The 22,751-nt window shown below is 44.6% G+C and carries 13 protein-coding genes; all 13 read left to right on the forward strand.

Annotated elements, in window-relative coordinates:
* The first annotated feature begins 70 nt into the window (after window positions 1-70).
* The 13 genes from AB4Z17_RS14875 (at window position 71) to AB4Z17_RS14935 (ending at window position 22,637) form a co-directional block, all read left to right on the forward strand.
* Window positions 71-4,312, forward strand: coding sequence for an S-layer homology domain-containing protein (locus AB4Z17_RS14875; protein WP_441960540.1), 4,242 nt, complete (start codon window positions 71-73; stop codon window positions 4,310-4,312).
* 15 nt (window positions 4,313-4,327) lie between these two features.
* Window positions 4,328-4,933, forward strand: a complete 606-nt coding sequence (locus tag AB4Z17_RS14880; protein ID WP_441960542.1) for an SGNH/GDSL hydrolase family protein — start codon at window positions 4,328-4,330, stop codon at window positions 4,931-4,933.
* A 136-nt stretch (window positions 4,934-5,069) separates the two neighbouring features.
* On the forward strand, window positions 5,070-6,851 hold the full coding sequence (locus AB4Z17_RS14885; protein ID WP_441960544.1) for a sensor histidine kinase: 1,782 nt from the start codon (window positions 5,070-5,072) through the stop codon (window positions 6,849-6,851).
* A 7-nt stretch (window positions 6,852-6,858) separates the two neighbouring features.
* Window positions 6,859-8,379, forward strand: a complete 1,521-nt coding sequence (locus AB4Z17_RS14890) for a response regulator transcription factor (protein ID WP_441960546.1) — start codon at window positions 6,859-6,861, stop codon at window positions 8,377-8,379.
* A 69-nt stretch (window positions 8,380-8,448) separates the two neighbouring features.
* Window positions 8,449-10,590 (forward strand): glycoside hydrolase family 36 protein, encoded by a 2,142-nt coding sequence (locus tag AB4Z17_RS14895; RefSeq protein ID WP_441960547.1) that lies wholly within the window; start codon window positions 8,449-8,451, stop codon window positions 10,588-10,590.
* Between the two features lie 3 nt (window positions 10,591-10,593).
* The gene (locus tag AB4Z17_RS14900) at window positions 10,594-13,383 is read left to right on the forward strand and encodes a right-handed parallel beta-helix repeat-containing protein (RefSeq protein WP_441960549.1); all 2,790 of its coding nucleotides are present in this window, start codon (window positions 10,594-10,596) and stop codon (window positions 13,381-13,383) included.
* Between the two features lie 178 nt (window positions 13,384-13,561).
* Window positions 13,562-15,406 (forward strand): right-handed parallel beta-helix repeat-containing protein, encoded by a 1,845-nt coding sequence (locus AB4Z17_RS14905; protein ID WP_441960551.1) that lies wholly within the window; start codon window positions 13,562-13,564, stop codon window positions 15,404-15,406.
* On the forward strand, window positions 15,396-16,340 hold the full coding sequence (locus AB4Z17_RS14910; RefSeq protein WP_441960553.1) for an ABC transporter permease: 945 nt from the start codon (window positions 15,396-15,398) through the stop codon (window positions 16,338-16,340). Before AB4Z17_RS14905 ends, AB4Z17_RS14910 begins: the two co-directional genes overlap by 11 nt.
* A 12-nt stretch (window positions 16,341-16,352) precedes the next feature.
* Window positions 16,353-17,231, forward strand: a complete 879-nt coding sequence (locus AB4Z17_RS14915) for a carbohydrate ABC transporter permease (RefSeq protein WP_430062424.1) — start codon at window positions 16,353-16,355, stop codon at window positions 17,229-17,231.
* Between the two features lie 54 nt (window positions 17,232-17,285).
* A complete protein-coding gene (locus AB4Z17_RS14920) occupies window positions 17,286-18,881 on the forward strand; it encodes an extracellular solute-binding protein (RefSeq protein ID WP_441960555.1) in 1,596 nt (531 codons plus the stop codon).
* A gap of 120 nt (window positions 18,882-19,001) precedes the next feature.
* Window positions 19,002-19,955 carry a glycoside hydrolase family 43 protein gene (locus tag AB4Z17_RS14925; protein ID WP_441960556.1) on the forward strand — a complete coding sequence of 318 codons (954 nt, stop codon included), beginning with the start codon at window positions 19,002-19,004 and terminating at the stop codon, window positions 19,953-19,955.
* A 509-nt stretch (window positions 19,956-20,464) separates the two neighbouring features.
* A complete protein-coding gene (locus AB4Z17_RS14930) occupies window positions 20,465-21,730 on the forward strand; it encodes an alpha-L-fucosidase (protein WP_441960557.1) in 1,266 nt (421 codons plus the stop codon).
* Window positions 21,723-22,637: a metallophosphoesterase family protein gene (locus AB4Z17_RS14935; RefSeq protein ID WP_441960559.1), complete on the forward strand. Its 915-nt coding sequence runs from the start codon at window positions 21,723-21,725 to the stop codon at window positions 22,635-22,637. Before AB4Z17_RS14930 ends, AB4Z17_RS14935 begins: the two co-directional genes overlap by 8 nt.
* Window positions 22,638-22,751 lie beyond the last annotated feature (114 nt).

Raw genomic sequence — 22,751 nt, forward strand, 5'->3', positions numbered from 1 at the left:
ATATCAGGATAGTCATAACAGATACGATCTACAATATATCGAAGCTGGGAAAATCCAGATTGTCAAAGTTTTGGACGGAGAAGTGACAGCGCTTTCAGAAGCGGCTTTCAGCATGGAAAAGGGCAAGTCCTATACATTCAAAGGTGTAGCAGGGGGGAAATACATCGATTTTTATATTAACGGCGTTAAACTGCTGTCTACAGTAGACACATCTTTTGCAACCGGAAAGATTGCTTTGACGATGTCGAGAGCAACTGCGGACTTTGATAATATCGAGGTGCAAAAGGTATTAGCACCTGTTCATTCGGATGGTCGTACAGCTTATTATGTTAGTTCCAGCACTGGCGATGATGCGAACGATGGTTTAAGCGCTGAACGCGCATGGAAAACTCTGAATAAAATCAATATTTCGACTTTCAGTGCAGGGGATTCCATCCTCTTGAAATCGGGCGACGCATGGAATGAACCGCTTGTTTTGAAGGGGTCCGGCTCGAAGGAATATCCGATTACTGTTTCTTCTTATGGTTCAGGCGCTAAGCCTGTTATCTCGTGGAATGCTCCATACGGTGGAAGTGTTGTCACAGGACATAATTTAAGCCACTGGACGATTAAGGGATTAGCCGTTAACATCCTAACCTCTTCAACGTTATCGTGGAGCAATATTACAGCAGGAATTAACGTTATATATGATAATGCCGAGCGGTACGAAAATCTTCGAATTGAAGAGAATGAGGTTTACAGCGCTAATTACAACAGTAATAGCAATGGAATTATGATTACGGCGTTGATTCCGGGAACCGACATCAAAGAGGTTGCGACGGATGTGTCGATAATTAACAATGAGGTCCATAATGTGGGGTGGTATGGAATAACCACTGCTGGATGGGATACCGCGAAAAACGAGGATTTGCGCTCCCAGATGCTTTTTGGAAGATTTAAAATCAGCGGAAACTACGTGCATCATACTGCCAGCCAAGGAATCGTTCTGCAAGATGCTCATCATTCCGTTATAGAAAGAAATGTTGTTCATGACGGAGGTCTCGGTGTGGACACTTGGGGGCCAGGTGGCTTGTGGATCATTGCCTCCCGGGATTCCGTAATTAAATTCAACGAAGTTTATAACATGAAGGACGCGGAATCGGGTTATGACGGATCAGGGGTCAACGTGGATTGGTACTGTGACAATATTACCGTTCAGTATAATTACGCGCACGATAACAAAGGCAATGGCATAACGACAATGAGCAATTACGGCACAAAAATATGGAATAACAAAGTCAGAGGCAATCAAGGGCAACAATCGAACGGGAATGGTCAAATTGCGCTCGGGAATTTCACGGGTAGACCCGATCTCTCATCAGGAGAGCATGATCTGGATGTTGCAAATAATATGATCATCGTAGACATAGAAAATACGGCCGCGATCAACAGCGCTTCTAATCCCCATGGAACGTGGACAGGAAATAAGATTTATAATAATCACGTTGCGATTGCCAGAGGAATAACGAAATTCAATATTTTCGATATTGCTTCAAATACGAACTTTGATGTTATTGATCATAATTATGTCGCTAGTGAAGGGCTAACCTTCAACTCGATTTATCATGGGACAACATATAGGAATCTTTCTTCGTGGCAAGAGAGTACAGGGTTTGACGTCAATACTCAAATGCTGCCGATTGATGAGTCGATTCCTTCGACAGTAAATCAAGTTACCGCGACGCTTGACGGTTATGCGGAGTTATCTTGGTCGGCGGGAGAAGATCAGGGGAACGGGATCCTGCACTATAACATCTATAGAAGCGAGGACGCGGCGTTTACGCCAGCTTATTCCAATATGGTGGGAGAATCCGCTACGACATCTTTTATTGACAGAGAAGAAGCAAAGCCAAACACGACGTATTATTACAAGGTAGAAGCAGAAGATCGGAGCGGAAATGTAGGGGCTGCTTCAGAGGCTGTCCATCTAACAACCGGACCGACTGTCCCGGAAACCGAGCAACCGAAGATTGTTGATTTCGCAACTTTTCGCGATGGTTATCAATTAAATGTGGCCGATTTACAGACTATGCCTTATATCGCGGGAATACAACCCATTCAAAAGGTTGAGCTGTACGTGGATGATAGATTGATTCAGGAAATGACGGTATCGCCTTATGCATATAGCGTAAAGGGCTTAAGCAATGGAGAGCATACTCTGCAATACAAGGCTTACGATATGGCCGGGAGTGTTACCGAGTCGAGACGGATTAAAGTAAACAAACAAGTTACCGCCCTGCGCAGCTTATTCACACAATCTAGGCCGACAATTGACGGCTCAATCCAAGAATGGGGGACGCCCGAGTTTGTCATGGATCAGAGAGCCCAGGTGAAAAGTATTGAAAGCACTTTCTCTGATCAATGGACTCCGCAAAGGTTAAATGCACTAGGGCATACCCGGTGGGATAATGACAATTTGTATATCGCAATTAAGGTTACGGAAGACGTACATCGTTTGCCTATCTCGAATGCGGCCGATTTGTGGAAAGGCTCCAGCATTCAGATCGCCATAGATCCCGATAGAGGAACTATTCCGGGAAGCAAAGGATACACTGAATTCGCATTTGGGTTAACAGATGAAGGCCAGGCTGTCGGGTATCGTTATAATGCTATTGCCGGCAAAGCTGCAGGTGAGTTTACCGCTGGCGAAATGGAGATCACCAGAGACGAAGCGACGAAGTCTACTAGTTACGAATTGAGTATTCCTTGGGGCGAAATCATCCCGGGAGGAATTTCAGTTAAAGACGGTTCCGCCTTAGGGATCTCTGTACTTGCCAATTATAGCGACGGAAGCTTCATCAACCCGGGTAATGGAGATGCCCGAAATGGATGGATTGAATACAACAGTGGGATCGGCGCGGGAAAAGCCCCAATTCAATATGGATATATGATTCTTAGCAAACAGATATTTGAAACGCCAACGATTAGCGCGATAGCCGGAAATGGAGAGGCGCAATTAAGTTGGAGTGCGGTAGCCGGAGCAACAGGTTATAACATTAAGTACGGTACAGCCAGCGGAGTGCATTCTAGCAAGATTGATGCGGGAAGCGTCACCAATCTTACTGTATCTGGGCTGACAAAGGATACGACCTATTACTTTGTTGCGGAAGCCTACGATGCATATGGCGAAAGCGGTCTTTCTAACGAAGTATCAATCGTCGCTTTAGGCGAGAGTGGTATCGGAAGTCCTGGAAGCCAAGTCGGCAACGTTCACTCTAAGGTAGAGATTAAGGATGGGGCGGCTCAAGTGAAGTTGGATGAAGGTCAATCGAAAGCTGTCGTCCTCTTAACGGACGTCGGGAATTATCCGCTTCAAGTGCATCTTGGCAAAGTGGCGATTACCATAAGTCAAGAGACGCTGGATAATCTCAGAAAACAATCAGGCATTATCGCCGGTACTTTGATTGAAGTGACCATGAGCCCTATTAACGATTCTGCTATATTAAACGTGCCGATCAGCGGCAGTAAAGCGACGATGAAAATCGCAGGTGAAGTTTATGATTTCGAAGTCAAACTCAAGACTGCCGATAATCGTGAAATCCCAACCGATATAGTCTCAGGCGGCATTACGCTATCTCTGCCTTATGATCCCGGTCAAGTCGATGAGAAGCTTCTCGGTATTTACTATTACGATAAGGCGAAGATGCAATGGGAATATGTCGGCGGTGAAATCGATGAGGTCATGAATCAAGTTAAGGTAACGCTGCAGCATCTTAGCGTGTATTCGGTTATGGAGTATAACAAGACTTTCAGCGACGTGAAGGAAGGTCACTGGGCGAGGCGGGTGCTTCAAATATTGGCAGCAAAGCATATTGTCAATGGTGTGGATGAGTTGAGATTTAACCCTGAAGGAAAAACGACCAGAGCAGAATTCGTAACTTTACTGGCGAATGCTTTAAACCTGGAAGCCGATGGTGTGAACAATTCATTCATCGACGTCAAAGCGGATGCATGGTATGCGGATAGTGTAGCGGCAGCAATTAAAGCTGGAATCACTTCAGGCAAAAGCGCAAATCAGTTTGCCCCAGACCAATTCATCAGCCGAGCGGAAATGGTCACGATGATCGTGCGTTCGGCCGGCATTCAACCGAAGCCTGTGGCGACAGTCGGCTACACCGATGCTCAGGATATTCCGAGATGGGCTCTACCCTACATTGCCGCTGCCGAAGAAGCGAACTTGGTGCGTGGAAGAGGAAGCAACTTGTTTGCGCCTCAGAGCAATGCTACGCGGGCGGAAGCTGCACAACTCGTTTACAATCTATTGAATAAATAAAGGGAGCGATGGCACATGTTGCTACAGGAAGGACAGAAAATTATATTTATTGGCGACAGCATTACGGATTGCGGCAGAAAGGATGATCCTGAAAATATAGGAGGCGGATATGTACGCATCGTTCGGGATTACTTATCGATCGTACGACCGGAGATCTCTTTGCAGGTAGAGAACCGTGGGATAAGCGGTGAGACGATATTGGATCTAAAGGCACGTTGGAATGAAGATGTAATTGAGTTAAAGCCGGACTGGCTATCCGTATCTATTGGCATAAATGATGAATGGAAAAATGTCAGCTGCGATAATTTCAGAGAAACCTACCGGGAATTATTGGGTGAAACGAAAAGCAAAACGGGGTCATCGTTGATAGTAATGGAAACGACAATCCTATCCGAAGATTCGAACGACGGGAAGAATGAACGACTTGTTCCCTATAATCAGATAATTAGAGAAGTCGCGGCGGAATTCGAAGCTATTCTCGTGCCTCAGTATCAGTCATTTACAGCATATTTAAGGGAGCAGCGCGGGAAAACACTAACCGTGGATCAAGTTCACATGAATTCGACAGGGAATTTGTTAATGGCCATCAATTGGTTGAAGGCTTGCGGGTTCGCACAATAAAAAACACATAAAAGCACACCCGAATCCACAATAAAACACATAGACAAACTGATTTTATTGTGACATTATTGAGTCGTTAACCCTTGTCCGAACTACTGAGAAATTGTTGCTATCATCATATGTCTCGGAGGATCTCATGTTTAAAGAACTGGTGTCCTATACAACAAAGTATAGATTAAGCTTTCGGATGATCCTCACCAATATTTGTATTGCCGTTTTGCCCATTCTCCTTCTAGGGACAGTGGGCTATTTTTCTTATATTAATATTCTAAAAAAGAACGCACTCGATAATATTAATATTTTCGTGACGCAAACTAACAATCGGTTTGACGAATATTTTTACCGAATGGATCAGCTTTCAAAGTCGATTTTCTTTAACCGGAACGTTCAGTCCATCATGCTCGAGAATAAATCATGGCAGGAATCCGATATTTTGCTGAGAAATTTAAACTCGTACTTGTCATTGGAACCTGCCTTGAAATCCATTGGCATGATTAGTTCAGAAGATTTTCGCTTAGTATCCACAGGAGAACTGCTTATGCATCCTATGGTGACGTATTTGAAAGAAATGGAAAATGAGAACAGACTAAGCAATAAGCTGCAGATTTCTCCTCCATTTTCAAAAGACCAGGGCATACTGGCTTTCAGGAAGGTTAAATCCGTTCTTCCAAACCGATACCTGCAGGAAATTTACATAGGCGTTTTGTTATTGGATACGGAGTGGATACAGCAAATATTACGTTCAGCGGATTTGGCGGATAAAGCAGAGCTCTATATTATGAACGAGAGCGGCGATCTCATTGGCTCTTCGACTAATAATCCCGATTTTGAACAAATATATGCCCAGACTAGAACGAATCAGGATCACAAAGTCATCGATTTTCAAATGAACGGCATCAATTACTTGTACCAGTCTCTCCCGATCAAAAGCTTAGGTTGGAAGTTCGTTGCATTAATTAATGAGGATAAGCTGGTGGGAAAGGCATCAATCATTCAGTATATCGTGATTTCGGCTATAGCAATCATGGTTCTAATCGTCATCTGGGTCGCGATCTCCTTTAATATTCGTTTAACCCATCCCATTACTAAGATGGCTGATATTTTCGATAGCGCAGCGAGCGGTGACCTGGATGCCCGGTTGAGATTCGGCTATAAGAATGAAATTACTATTATTCAGGACCACTATAACAATATGATGAATGAAATCAAGAAGCTTACGGACAATCTGCTGCAATCCCAGCAGCAGCTCTATGAAACAGAAATGGAGAAACGAATGTTTCAGTTAAATGGGCTCCAAAGCCAGATTAATTCTCATTTTTTGTATAACGTGCTTCACTCTATAAGAGGCATGGCCTTGTCCAACGCAAAGAGGGAGGTAGCTGTCGCAATTGACAATCTCGTCTCTTATTTCCGCTACATTACACGTACGGATGAATTTGTTCTTCTGCACAAAGAGCTTGATCACCTGGAGCGATACATAGATATTCAAAAAATTAGGTTTGGAGAACGGCTGCAGTTTAAAGTAATCATAGATCAGGGTCTGGGAGCCCGTTCGATCGTGAAGCTCATTCTTCAGCCGCTTGTGGAGAACGCCTTGTTTCATGGTCTCGAAGGAAAAACAGGGCGATGGATCATTCACATCCATGCGACTATCAAAGAGGAGAATCAATTGCTGATCAAGGTGATGGATAACGGAGTCGGAATGAGCGAGGAACGCTTGATGCGCATGCGTCAAGAGTTTGAAAGCATGAATAAGAACTCATCCGAAACCGCAGGGCTGGGACAAGGAATCGGGCTCGTCAATATTCATAAAAGAATTCAAATCTATTATGGGAAGCCCTATGGACTATCCATCAAGAGTTGGAAAAATAGGGGTACGATTGTGACGGTCAGCGTACCGCTTAAAGCGAAAGGGTGAGTAAACGATGTACAAGTTGATTCTCGTTGATGATGAGCCGTGGATATTGAAGGATATGGAACAAATTGTGGATTGGGAAGCACTCGGCTTTCGAATTGTAGCGAAATTAAACGACGTACATTTGGCTGAAAGCCTGTTGAAGCGGCAATCGATTGATATCGTGATCAGCGATATTCGTATGCCAGGGAAAAGCGGCTTGGATTTATTGTCTTTCGTGAACCGTGTTTCTCCCCATACGCTGGTGGTGTTCATGAGCGCATACAGTGAATTCAGCTACGCGAAACAAGCGCTGGAGCTTGGCTGCTTTGCCTATCTGCTTAAACCTGTCAACGAACAGGAATTGCGGGATACATTAAATAATTGCAGCAATCGGTTAGCTAAACGTGATCGGGATCAGCGTGTACTTCACACCTACCACAACTCCATGCTGTTTTTGGAAATGATCGAGAAGGGTTTAACTCTGCAACAAGTATCCAAGTTGTTAAAAGGATTGGGAGTTGAAATGGGAGCAGGAGCAGGATATGCCTTTGCTATCGTTAAGAGCAAAACAGCCATATCGGAGCAATCCTTGCTGAGATCGGATCGATTGCTGCAAGAGCATGGTGTTGCTTTATTCCGTGCCATGGCGAGTCCACTCAAATGGACGTATTTATTAAGTCGTTCCGACATGGATTCGAATACGTTTAAGTCATTGTATAAACACATACTAACCATGGCCGAAGAGTTTCAATGGGATGTAGGAGTAAGTCTGTCGAACGACTCCGACAGTCAAATCGCAAAATATTACAATCAAGCGAATATGATGGCTGAAACCTCGAGCTTGAACCGCAGGATAGGCGTTTACCGCTATAGGCCGAGAGTAAACGCGGCATTGCCGTCTATCATGGAGCGGATAGGCAAAGCAACAAAGCTTGAGCATCTGGAAGCGGCGTTATTCGATTTGCATAGAGGAATCGCCAAAGATCAAATTCATTTAAGTGGGCTAGTTGAAATCTATAATTTTTTTGTCGTGGTGATCAAGAACTTCGCTTCGTCGACCCAATCATTAGCTGAGGACTCCATTACCGTTCAAGATCTGGTCCTCCACTACGGCAATCCCCATGATTTGCTTGTACAAATGAGAATGTTAATTGACGAGCATAAGAAGAAACCGTCGGAGTTAACAACATTTCCAATCGTTGAGGAGATTATCAAGGACATCGAACGACGATATGCGCACAAACTATCTCTCAAAGAGTTTGCCCAGCAGTACTTTATTAGCCCAAACTATTTGAGTCATCTGTTTAAACAGGAGAAGGGCCAAAGCTTTATCCATTTTCTCATTCAGAAAAGGCTTGATGCGGCTATTACGCTATTGAAAGAGGATATATCACTATATGATGTCGGAAAGTTAGTTGGGTATGAAGATTATGCCCATTTCAGCAAGCTATTCAAGAAACATCTTGGTCAATCGCCGCTAGAGTACAAACAGCGCATTGACAATAAAAACATCGTACACAAGAAACCACAACCAAATCTCTTTGATTAATACATAGAAATGCCTTCGAGCCCGTGTCACAATGAGAACCATCAATCAAGAATAGAGGGTGAATGAAAAGTGACAAGGGCCTATGGTATGGAGATGGATACGATGGAAGTGCTGAGTTGGATTAGAATTTATGAAAATGGAATTTATTTGGAGATACAGATTGCCGAATGCGGAGATGTCCGTCTGGTTCATTTGTCTCCCTTCCCAGCGAATGAAGATGTACGAGGAACAGAGGAGGAACGAGGAACGCGCCGAATCGTCGAACTGCAAGTGACGGGCGAAGATCGGAACGATCATCATGCGTCTAAATATACAGGGACAATGCCGGGAGGTAGGCTGAAGTACGATTTCCACAGAGATTTCTATAACGAAAGCGGAAGAAAGCTTGAAGTGGTTATGGAAGATAGGGGTATGTGGGTGACGGTTCACTATCAATTTTATAACGATATCCCTGTCATCCGTGCTTGGACGGAGATCGTCAATCAGAGTTTGAATTCCATTCCGATGGAATACGTCTCCTCGTTTACATTGACAGGTATCTCGGGCGGAGGCAGCGGGTCATGGGAAGCGAAAAGTCGGCTGCATATTGCACATAATGCTTGGCACGGAGAGCTGCAGTGGAGAAGTTATAGGCTATCCGAGCTAGGTTTAACGAAAGTAAATGATTATTCGATCAAAAGACTTTCGTACAGCAATTCGGGAACCTGGTCTTCCGCCGATCTTCATCCGATGGGTGGATATGAAAATACTGAGGCGGGAATGGCCATGTGCTGGCAAATCGAGCATAACGGTTCTTGGCATTGGGAGATTAGCGATAAGGCGGATGATCAACTCTATTTGCAATTAAGCGGCCCTACAGAGAATGAAAGCCATTGGTGGAAAAATGTCGCGCCAGGTGAAGCATTTATGTCCGTTCCTGCGGCAGTTGCGATTGTCAAAGGAGGGTTCGAACAGGGAATTGTGGAATTGACGCGTTATCGGCGAGAAATCCGTCGTTGGAACGAAGACAATGAGCGGCTTCCCGTTATTTTCAATGATTACATGAATTGTTTATTCGCTGATCCAACGACCGAGAAGATTTTACCCTTAGTCGATGCGGCTGCTTCGGCGGGTTGCGAATATTATTGCATCGATGCTGGCTGGTATGCGGATGGCGAATGGTGGAGCGATGTAGGGCTTTGGCAACCGTCACAAAGGCGTTTCCCAGGCGGATTGCAGGAGGTGCTTGACTACATTCGGGCGAAAGGTTTAATCCCAGGACTTTGGCTGGAACTTGAAGTCATGGGCATTCATTGCCCCTTAGCGCAGCAAGTGTCGGATGAATGGTTTTTCATGCGACATGGCAAACGGGTCATTGATCACGGCAGGTATCAATTGGATTATCGACATCCCGAGGTCATTCAATATGCAGATGAAGTAATCGATCGCCTAGTGACGGAGTACAAGGTCGGTTACATCAAAATGGACTATAACATTAATGCAGGCATTGGAACTGAGGTTAACGCCGATAGCTTCGGCGATGGCTTGCTTCAGCATAATCGTGCCTACCTGCGCTGGCTTGATAGCGTATTTGCTCGTTATCCGAATTTGGTCATCGAGAATTGCGGAAGCGGCGGTTTGCGTATGGATTATGCTTTGCTCGCCAGGCACAGCGTGCAGTCCATTAGCGATCAGATGGATTACCGCAAGTTTGCGGCGATATCTGCTGCTGCTCCTACGGCGCTCACACCAGAGCAATCCGCTGCTTGGTCATATCCGCTCAAGGAAGGAGATCGGGAAGAGGTTATCTTTAACATGGTGAACGGCATGTTAATGCGAGTTCATCAGAGCGGGCACTTGTCAGACATTGCATCGGATCGCTTTGAATTGATTCGCGAAGGAATTTCCTATTACAAGAGTATCCGGGCATTAATTCCGAAGGCTCTTCCATTTTGGCCGATTGGCTTGCCTAAACACGGCGATCATTGGCTTAGCCTTGGACTTAGAAGCGGTGAGAAGGCTTATGTGGCTGTATGGAGATTGGAAGGCGGAGCGAAAGAGGCGAGATTTCCTATTCCGGATTGTGACGGCAAGAAAGTAACGGTTCGATGTGGGTTTCCTCAGAATGAGAATCGTAGTTGGAGCTGGAGTCAGCTTGAGAATGCGTTAGTTGTTACACTTCCAACGGAATTTACGGCACGCCTGTATGAGTTGCACATTGAGGAGGAGTAGCCAATGGCCAAAAAGTGTGTCTTTGTTGCATTGATATTCGTTATAGCAATGATTGTCTTCGTTCATAATGACAGGGCTTACGCAGCGGGTACGACCTATTATGTAAGCAATTCGACGGGCAATGATAATAATAACGGGACTAGCGCAGGCACTCCTTGGCAAACTTTGGCTAAAATTTCTAACCTTACGTTTAATCCTGGCGATAAACTTTTATTAAAATCAGGTGACACTTGGAATGAAAGCGTTACCTTAAACGGTTCGGGAACGGCTCTGCTTCCGATCCAAATGACCGCCTATGGCAGCGGGAGCAAACCTATCATTCGATCTTCGGCTCCGGCTGTGGTGAGCATGACGAATGAGAGCGGTTGGATCATTTCGGGATTGGACATAGCGTGTACAACGACGAATGCGCTAACTAGCTCGACTACAACGAACAGAGCGATCGTTATTACTTATAATGCTGAAGGGGCTTGGTCCAATATCACGATAGATGGAAACCTTGTTCGCGGACCTGGTATAAACAGTAATTCGGAAGGCATTCTGATTTCGGCGGTTTATCCGACAAACAAGCATAGCGAAGTCGCACGAAATATCGTTATTAGCAATAATGAAATCTATAACTTGGGTTGGAGAGCAATTGGAGTTGCCGGTTGGGATAGCACATTATCGGACAATCTTAAAAGCTCCGCGTTATTTCGCAATGTTAAGGTTCACAACAATGTGGCATACCAGCTTGGAAACCAAGGGATCGTCATCGGGAATTCGAATCATAGCACGATAAAATGGAACCTTGTACATGATGCCGGTCAATATGCCGGAACAGGGGTCACCTGGGGACCGGGAGGAATTTGGCCAGTCGCAAGCTCCTATATTGATGTCATGTTTAACGAGGTTTACAATATGTCCGACAGCAACACGGGGCATGATGCATCCGGATTAAACATTGATTGGTCTAATGAATATGTCAACGTACAATATAATTACGCTCATGATAATAAAGGCAACGGCGTGACGACGATGGCGAACATGAATTCGAGAATCACGGACAATAAAGTGAAGGGCAACCGCGGAGAAACCTCGATCGGATCGGGCCAAATTGCATTAAGCGACTTTACAGCGGATACGGGGAGATATTCAGGCTTGAAAAATCTCGTTGTCGCAAACAATTTAATCGTAGTGGATCATGCGAATACGAGTGCGTTAAGCAGCAAAGATGCGTCACCCGGTGACCCGTGGTCGGGAGATTCGTACCAGAATAATCGGATCATAATGGCGAACGGAATTTCGGGAACATCAGCTTATAAAATTGGGTTAAGTGCACCGGTTGATCTTATCAATGACAATCTTTTCTATCAGGTAAGCGGGACGACATTTCAAGCTGAAAGGTTTGGGGTCAGCTACAACACGATGGCGGCATGGAGAAGCGCATCCGGATTCGATCTAGGCAGTACCATCTCCGCATTGGATAGTGTGGCGCCGGGTAATCCGTCCGGGGGATTGGCAGCTTGGAATAGCGGAAGCTTAGGCATAACGTTATCTTGGACGGCAGCTTCCGATACGGGTTCAGGACTTAATCACTACAATATTTACCGTTCAACGACCCCAAACTTTACGCCTGCCTACAGTAATATGGTTGGAGAATCAACGACAGCAAGCTTTACCGATCGGCAAGAGCTTCAAAGCGGCACGGCCTATTATTATTTGATTGAAGCCGAAGATAACAATGGAAATATTAGTTCAGGCACAACTTCGGCAGGTGCGACCAGCGGAACCATTCCGGCATCCACAAGAAAGTATGAAGCTGTTAAGGACGTCGGGGCGATCTCGCAGGGACCGGTTTGGTACTATCACAAATGGAATGGCACGACTTATACGCCATTGGCAAATTACTACGCGCCATGGAGAATGTGGCGGGATGGCTCGACTTTTTTAAGCGTAGGAGAAAATCTGCAATCTCCAGATGGCAGCGATTCTGTAAGAACATGGTTAGCGCCGGAGGACGGCGAAATTACGCTCTCGTCAAACGAAACCATTCACATGTTGAACACGGGGGCGGGAGCGGATGGCGTAAACGTTAAGATTTTGAAAAACAACGCGCAAATTTGGCCGGCGAGCGGCTGGCAGCAGGTCATCTACGGAACGACAGTATCGTCCCCCGCAATAACGCTCGATGTGATCAAGGGCGATGCGATACGGTTTGTTGTGAATCAGAATGCGAACAATTTGTACGATACTGTTTATTGGAATCCTATCGTAACCTATCATTCCATTTACTTATTATCCGAAAATTTCGAGAGTTCCTCAGGAAGATGGACCGTGCAATCAGGCAACTGGTCGGTCGTGACAGATAGYGGCAGTAAGAAATACAGGCAGACGGACTATTCAGGGAGCCTTGCAACGGCAGGGATCGACTCGTGGAGCAACTACACGTTAGCTAGCGATATTCAAATAAGCAATACCGCGGGAAGCGGCGGTTTCGCGAATCTGGTCTTTCGTGTAACGGATGCAAACAATAAATATTTTGTCTATATCGGTAATATGCATGGGATCGCAATCAAGAAAACGATAGCGGGGACCCAGACGGTGCTGGCGTCGAAAGCTCATACGATCAACGTCGGGACGACTTATCGCGTGTCAGTTGAAGTTATTGGAAATCAAATAAACTTGTATGTGGATGGCATTCTTCAACTAAGTGCAACAGATCCTGCTTTTACGTTCAGCAAGGGGAGGATTGGGTTAGAAACGTATAATGCGACTGTGCTATACGATAACGTTATACTCACTGAGCTATAGGGACACAGGATGCCTCGATCACCGATCGGGGCATTTTTTTTGAATAAGCATCCCTGCAACATCGTAACAAACTACATCCAATATTCTATTCTCAGCACATATTAAGGGAAGGCCGTCTATGGCACAATCAATATAGCAAGAGAGTTAACAGGCGTAGATAGAGAGAGGAGGCAGGTGAGTGAGGCGCGTAAAGAATGATGATACAGCTGTGAGCATGTCTGAAATCTCAATCAGTGCTCCGGAATGGAGTGGATATAAGAGAGTTAGCGTTGCTGATTTCGGTGCTAGATCCGAGGAAGGGTATTGTAATGGTAGTGCCTTTCAGAATGCCATTGATTATTGCAAACGAGAACATTCGTCCGAGCTTGTCGTCCCTTCGGGAATATATCGATTTTATAATGGCAATCATCCTATATTCGAAGGGATGCACGATTTTCAGTTCGATGGCGGCGGCTCTGAATTCATCTTTTCTACGGTGGAAGTCTTCTTTACCATAAGGAATTGCGTACGGACGATATTCAAAAATTTCACTGTCGATTGGGACTGGGAAAGCGGGCAATTGGCAAGCATCGGACTAGTAAGGGAAGTAGCCTCAGACAGCACTTATTTCGATCTTCACTTTCCGGAGTATTCGCAAGCGCCGAGCGATCTGAACATACGGACATTAAACGCGATGAACCCGCTGACGTTATCTGCAGGCTGCGAGTTAGGTCGTGAATTCCACAAAACCCATTTCCGGAATATTAGTCGCCAGGATCTCAATACGTTCCGAATTGCACTGTCCAACCCCGAAGAATTTCGCTTTCTGAATCCAGGGCAAGCTTACATCGTACGTCATTACATTTATGACGCGAACGCTTTCGAACTTAAAAGCAATCAGCATTTGCAAATTGAGCATGTAACGATCTATTCTGCGCCAGGACATGCTTTCGTGGCGTCGGGAGATCAACACCATTGGGCGCTGCTACAATGCAGAATTGTGAAACGGCCAGGAACGACGCGTTGCATTTCCGTCACGGCAGATGGCTGCCATATCAGTAATTCTCTAGGTTACTTTATGATTGAAGACTGCGATTTCAGCTACAACGGCGACGATTGCCTGAACATTCACGATAATTCAGTTCAGGGTTTCAAGAGAATCGATGATCGGACCTTACGTTTAATTCGTGTGCTAGCATGGCGTAATCCCTTTGCAGTAGGGGACGAAGTCGAGTTTCGAAATGAAGATCTGTCGCCTGCCGAGATCACGGAGCGTATCGCAGGCGTGGAATGGAACAAGGAGTATAACACCTGCACGCTTACCTTTGAAAAACCGATCCCAGCCGAGGTTTCAGAACGCGCGATCCTTTTTAATCGAAGATATGATTCCAGCAACTATATCGTTCGCAATAATTTCTTTCACCATAACCGCGCAAGAGGGATATTGCTGCATTCCAGCAACGGCTTAGTGGAGAACAATCATTTCTTTATGAATCAAGGGTCAGCGATTCAGATTGAGTGCGGTTCCGAGTCTCGCTGGTCGGAAGGATTTGGAGTAAGCAATCTGCGTATCCGCAATAATTTGATTGACAGCTGCGATGTGAATCACTGGAATATGGCCGTTATCTACATGGGTGTATATCTTGCTATGGGGAGAACGCAATATGCGGTCTTTGACCGAGTGTGGATCGAGAATAATACAATTATCAATTGTCCGCAGCAAGCGGTTTATGCTTCATCCTGCAGAAGGGTATATATCCGCAATAATGCCATTCTGAATTCCAATGCTATGAGGCTCAAATCGCATGCCTATGGAGATGAGAATGTCTTGCTCCACCCGGAATATTATCAGGGAAGTTTAATGGCAAGCCATTGTAACGAGGTTTGGATTGAGAACAACAGAAGATTGTCCACGGTTGAAACAACAGAGGATCATATTTATATTGATGATGCGACTAGCACGAATGTGAATTTGCTTAATAACATCGGATTCAATCGAGACGACAGCCGGTTCAGGCTGCAGAAGAAAACGGGTGAGCTATAATATGGCGACAATTGGGGCGAAAGCCGTAGCGGGTAAGGATGTACGCAGAAGAATAGTCAAATATAAAATGCTGTATCTCATGCTGCTTCCTGCCGTTGCGTTTTTAATTATATTTAGTTACATCCCCATGTATGGTGCATCAATCGCATTTAAAGAATTTTGGATTACGAAAGGAATTTTAGGCAGTCCATGGGTAGGATTTAAGCACTTCGAACAAATTTTCGCGACCGATAAGTTTTGGCAGGTTTTTACCAACACGATTGAAATCAATTTAATGCGTCTCCTATTTGGGTTTCCTGCTCCGATTATTCTGGCTATTCTTTTAAATGAGGTGAGGCACAGAATCTTCAAGCGATCGATTCAAACGATTATTTATTTGCCCCACTTCATCTCGTGGGTAACGATCTCGGGCATATTGTTCGCACTGCTGTCTAACGAGGGCTTGGTCAATAGCATTATTGTTCTGTTCGGCGGAGATCCAGTTAATTTCTTGACAAGCAACAGCATGTTCCGGCCACTACTAGTCATTTCAGGAATTTGGAAGGAAGTCGGATGGGGAACGATTATTTTTCTGGCGGCATTGTCCGGTGTCAATCCGGATCTGTATGAGGCCTCCGTAATCGATGGTGCTAACCGCTGGAAACAGATTGTTCACATTACGCTGCCAAGCTTGCTGCCGATCATATCGATTTTGTTAATATTGAATTTTGGCAGCATGATGAGCGGTGGTTTCGACCAAGTGTTTAATATGTACAACCCGATGGTTTATGAAAGCGGTGATGTTATCGATACCTACGTTTACCGGATCGGGCTGACGCAAGGACAGTATAGCATGGCCACCGCAATCGGGTTATTCTTAAACGTAATCAATTTTGTTCTTCTTATCGCGGTAAACAGCGCGGCTAAAAAAATGAATGGACATGGCATTTACTGAGGTGATTGAATAATGGTGCGATCTACGAGTGTTTCTGGGAAAATATTTGACATACTGAACATCATTTTTTTAGTTTTCATGGCTTGTATTATGCTTTACCCGTTCTGGCATGTACTTGTTGGATCCGTACTGCCGTATGAAGAAGCAGTGAAAACCAGATTTAATATCATTCCGCGAAGTATTTCCTTTGAAGCCTATGAATACGTTTTCTCGAAAAATACGATTCTTATGTCGGTTGTGGTTTCCGTATTCGTTACGGTTATTGGTACGCTATACCAGCTTTTGATTACATCAATTGCAGCATATCCGTTGACGAAACAAGATCTTCCGGGTAGAACCGCTATCTTTCTCTTTATCATATTCACGATGTTTTTTGGCGGGGGGCTAATTCCTTATTACTTGCTAATCAAGAGCCTTGGGATGGTAAATAGTTTGGCCGTTATGATCATTCCGGCAGCGTTAAGCACTTATAACTTGATTGTGCTCAAAACATTTTTTCAAAATATCCCAATTGATCTGGAGGAATCAGCAAAAATTGATGGGGCTGGTTATATGAGAGTGTTCTTCCAGATCATCATCCCCTTATCGTTTCCTGCTCTGGCAACGATCGCATTATTTATCGCGGTTGGGCAATGGAACAACTGGTACGTTCCGATGTTGTTTCTTAACGATAAGGAACTATGGCCGTTAGCGATGGTGTTAAGGGATGTTCTGATTAATAACAATATGGAATTGACACGCAGCGGGAGCTTCGTAAGCAAGGATTTCATGCTGGGTGACACCATTAAGAATGCGATTGTAATGGTTTCTGTCATTCCCATCATCATTGTATATCCTTTCATTCAGAAGCACTTTGTTAAAGGGGTGATGATTGGATCAATCAAGAGTTGACAGTCAGATTACTAGAATGAATTAATTATTCATAAAAGGGGAGTAGTGAACAATATGTTGAATAGAAAGAAAGGTCTCATTTTATTGTTTGCCGTTGTGTTGTTATTTGTTGGGGTTATTGCAGGATGTGGAAGCAATAATGAGAAAAACGAAGCGGGTGAGTCCTCTTCAACTGCAAGCCCAAGTTCTAAACCAGTCGTTGAAAATACAAAGCCTGTTGAATTATCCGTATTTAGTTGGATGTTCGAGGGTGCTGACTCGAAGGATTCTCAAATCTATAAGCACTTGCAGGAAAAGCTCAACATCCGCTTGAAGCCGATTACAGCTTCGTGGAATGACTGGGAAGAGAAGCTGAACGTGATGATTGCCTCTGGGGAGATGCCCGATGTATTTGTTTCCTACGGCGTTGACCGTCCGGTTCAATATCGTCAGTGGATTAAAGAGAGCATGCTTCTTCCGCTTTCAGATTACTCAGAGCAATATCCGAATATTAAAGCGTCGTTGGCCAACTTTGAACATTTAGCTAAAACGACCGACAACAAACATTATGCGCTCCCTATATTCAATGAATCCGGAAGCGGCAAGATGGCGGTGAGCGGCCACAATATTCTAATTCGTAAGGATTGGCTGGATAAACTAAATCTCGAAGTACCAAAGACGATCGATGAGTTCTATGCGGTTGCTAAGGCATTTGCCGAGGGTGATCCAGACGGCAATAACAAGAAGGATACGTACGGCTATTCCTCCAGTGCTGGAGGGATTTGGTGGCAATATCCGCTGTTCAACGCTTTCGACACGAGCACTGATAGGTGGGAGAAGAAAGATGGGCAATGGGCGCCGGAGGTGCTTTCCGATGAAACGAGAGACGGGCTTTCTTTTCTAAACCAGCTTTACAAGGAAAAAATTCTTGATCCTGAGTTTATGTTGAATACAGATGATCAGAAAATCGAGAAATTCATAACGGGCAAAGTCGGAATCATGATTCATAACGCAAATGCGACCTTCTATAATGATTTTTATGATAAGTTCAAGCAGGCATATCCCAATGCCGATCCGAAGTCGATTTTCACATGGGTAGGCACCTTGGTAGGGAAAACAGGCGCTCAGCGAATGGATGGCTTCAATAACTTCTGGGCGGAAACGTCTATTAATGCCAACATCTCGGATGAGAAAAAGAAAAAAGCGTTAGAGCTGCTAGACTACCTCCTCTCAAGTGAAGGGCAGCAGCTAATGATGAACGGTATTGAAGGGGTCCACTACAGCAAAGACGGAGATAAAATTACACCCCTCATGTCGGATGAAGAAAAGGGCAAAGACAAAGCCTTTTCATTAAAAGCATTGGTTTCATGGAATTCGGACTTCCTAGCCGACAGTACGCCTAATAAAGAGGACATTGTAGCAATGGCAAAATCGACAGGCGACTTCGCCGTTCCGAATCCGTTAGCTTATTTAAACATTAATCCTGAGGAACTCGATCCGAGTGTTTCAAGCCAGTTGAATGATTTGGTAAATGAAAAATTCGTAAAAATAATTGTAGAATCCAAGGACGTTCCTGCGGATTTCGCATCCTTCAAGGAAGAGTGGCTGTCTAAAGGCGGTACGAAAGTGATTGAAGCAACGAATAAGCAAGCGCAAGCGGAAGGTCGCTAAATCCGCGAGAAAGCTCGTTTAGTGTAGGAAGAGACCTTGCTGGAGCCGAATTTATCAGCAAGGTCTCTTTAATTGGGCGAAAATTACATATTTGCAACGCTAAGAGTGGAGGTTGTTGGAATGATAAAGTATGAGGATTTTCAGCCGGGTGAATTGTGGCTGGATACGAATGGAAGGCCTATTCAGGCACATGGTGGCAGTATATTATTCGATAACGGTATGTATTACTGGTATGGAGAGAATAAAGACGGCCCGAACAGTTTAGGTCGGATCGGTATTCAGCGCGTAGACATCATTGGCATATCCTGCTACTCTTCAAGTGATTTATACAACTGGACATTCGAAGGCATCGTGTTGCCTGCGGTTTCCGATGATCCGAATCACGACCTTCATCCGTCTAAAGTAGCGGAGCGTCCGAAGGTTCTGAAGAACGATCGGACTGGTCAATACGTCATGTGGCTTCATATTGATAGTGAGGACTATACGCTGGCTAAAACCGGCGTGGCCGTAAGTGAAAATCCAGCGGGACCATTTGAATACGTGGGAAGCAAGCGTCCTAACGACGTGGATAGCCGTGATATGACATTATTTAAAGACGACGATGGAACGGCGTATTTAATTCATTCGTCTGACTGGAACAAAACCCTGATCATTTCGAGGTTAACGGATGATTATACAGATTTGAATGGCGAGTTTACGAAAGCGTTCATCGACCAGTCCCGGGAAGCGCCGGCGGTGTTTAAACATGCGGGKAAGTATTACTTGCTATCCTCGGGTTGTACGGGGTGGTATCCCAATGCGGCTCTCGTTGCCGAGTCAGATCGAATGATGGGACGGTGGGAGCTAAGGGATAATCCGTTAAGTGGACCAAATGCCCGGAAGACGTTTTATGCACAGAGCACGTATGTGTTTCCTGTTCAGGGATTGGAGAACAGCTATATTTTTATGGCTGACCGATGGCAACCGGAAGAGCTAGCGGATTCAAGATATGTATGGCTTCCTATCACTTTTATGGAAGATGGGATAGAAATCAAGTGGGCGGATCGCTGGGATTTGAATACGTTTCGAAAATGAATATATGAATGAAGGCCGTTCCTCAGGTAGGAGCGGTCTTATGTTATTGAACTGAATTACCTTATTTTGTGCCTACTATATGGACAGAAACACACTTTCTTAAAACTTGTATTCAAAAGCATAAGAAATAATTCATAAATTCTGAAATGCCAAAACTGCTCGTACAAGCTACTGTAGTCGAAATATTGGTGTAATTGCTAAAAGATATGTATAGTCGACTTGAAGGCTATTGCAGAAAAAATACATCTTCCTCCAGTTTAACTAGGTAAGCTGTTTAAAGCTGAAGAAGACATCTCCTTTAATGACTATTTGTTAATCGTGCGCATGAAAAGGTCTAAAGAGTTGTTGCTTTATTCCGATAAAAAAATTATATGAAATTGCTCCTCAAGAGGTAGAGTATCGGGAATTGGTTTAGTTCTATAATAATTCGAGGAATATACTGGTGTCAGCTCGAATGAATACCACAATAAAGCTAAAAATACTCCATTAATGAAGAAGAGGTGCTAAAGATGACAGCTAATTCTAATATTAAGCCAAGCCCGAAACAACTCGAGTATCAATCCTGGGAGTTCGGATTATTTGTACATTTTGGTCTCAGAACGTTTTATGAAGGGTATGTAGATTTTGATCCAAGAGGCATGTCCCCCGAGTTGTTTAACCCGCAGCAATTGGATTGTGAGCAATGGATCCGTACGGCGAAGGAAGCAGGAATGAATTATGCAGTACTTACGGCTAAGCATCATGATGGGTTTTCTAATTGGCCGTCGCAGTACAGCTCGTTCTCTACGAAACAATCGCCATGGAAGGATGGTCAGGGTGATGTTGTTCGGGAGTTTATAGAGGCTTGTCGAAAATATGATGTAAAGCCTGGTTTATATTATTCTCCTTTTGACGGATCTGCGGATTTCTATAACCAGGATGCAAGCGCTTACGACGATTATTTTGTAAATCAAATTACTGAGCTGTTAGGTCAATATGGAGAAATTGATATTTTGTGGTTTGACGGTTGTGGCTCGGAGGATCATGAATATGATTGGAAACGAATCATCGGAGAAATTCGCCGCCTTCAACCGAATATTTTAATTTTTAATATGGGAGATCCTGATTTCCGGTGGGTCGGGAACGAGGATGGCATTGCGCCGATTCCATGCTGGAATGTCGTGGATTCGCTTGAGTTTTCGATCATGACCGAGGAAAAGGAAGCTTTGACGGATAAGCTATGGCTGCCAGCGGAATGTGATGTGCAGATGAGAGCGAATTGGTTTTATAGCGATAGCGACGAGCATACGATCAAAAGTCTGGATCAGCTCATGGGCTTATACTATTATTCGGTAGGGCGCGGTGCGAATTTGCTGCTGAATATTGGCCCGGATAGACAAGGCTTGCTGCCTTCGAAAGACGTAAGCCGATTGGCTGCAATGGGTGCAGAAATACGAAGAAGATTTGAAAACCCTATCGCGACCTTGGAGCAATGTACTCACAACCAGCATGAATGGGTTTATGAGCCTGCTCATCCACATCTGATTGATCATATTGTTATTCAAGAGGATTTATCTTCTGGGGAGCATATTTTGAGTTTTCAAATCAATATTATGACAGAGAAATCCCATCGAACCATAACGGTATATGAGGGACAAAACATTGGTCATAAGTCTATTGTGCGAATTCCGCCTGTTAAAGTTCGAGGCGTCTCTCTAACCGTTACCAAGTCGCAAGGCGAGCCTTCTATTAAGGAGCTATCATTTTATTATGTTGGGGAGATTGGGAATGGTTAAAGCATTAAAGTTTCGTACAGACGGTACATTCAAAATAGTCCAGTTTTCTGACACCGAGTATATGGATGATGCCGCTGACCTAAATGAGCGAACCGCTGACATGATGCGAACCGTCATGGATACGGAGCAGCCTGATCTTGTTGTATTTGCAGGTGATGTCATTGGCAGTTTGCGCTGCAGCAATCCAGAGCAGTCATTCCGAAATGCAGTATCGACTATCGAAACGATGAAAGTCCCATGGGTTGCTATTTTCGGCAATCACGACTCGGAAGCGGGAATTACAAGGGAACAGCTTATGGATATTCAACTGAGCCATAGCTATTGCGCCGCTGAACGGACGGCTGAGCATGTCAGCGGTGTAAGCAATTATGTGTTGAGAATACAGGGCAGTGATGAACGTTTCGCGGCAGCTTTATATTTTTTGGATAGCGGCAGTTACTCTGCCCTTCCTCACGTTCATGGATACGATTGGATTCGCAGAGATCAAATTGACTGGTATGCGGCACAATCGAAGACATTCACGGATCAGAACGGAGGACAACCTATCCCTTCACTAGCATTCTTCCATATTCCGCTGCCGGAGTATCAAGAGGTATGGGATAAGTCCGAGTGCCAGGGTGAAAAGAGAGAAGAGGTTTCTTGCCCTCGTATCAACAGCGGTTTATTTTCCGCAATGGTAGAGATGGGCGATGTTATGGGGACCTTTGCAGGGCATGATCACGGAAATGATTATTCGGGCGAGCATCATGGCATTCGCCTTTGTTATGGACGCTCTTCAAGCTATATTATATGGGATACGGATATTCCAATTGGTGCAAGAGTGATTGAATTGCAACAGGGATCCAGAACGTTTGATACTTGGCTGAGATTAAGTGATGGATCGGTTCAGCAGCGCTCGATAGGGTAATATTTAGAAACCGTCAATAAACGTTAGAATTTGTTATAATGGATAACAAGCGTTATGTTGGCCTCCACTCACAGCGGTGGAGGTTTTTTCATGCTACGAATCCCTTAATAGGTA

It is taken from the genome of Paenibacillus sp. TAF43_2 (genome assembly GCF_052113545.1).
Taxonomy (GTDB): domain Bacteria; phylum Bacillota; class Bacilli; order Paenibacillales; family Paenibacillaceae; genus Pristimantibacillus.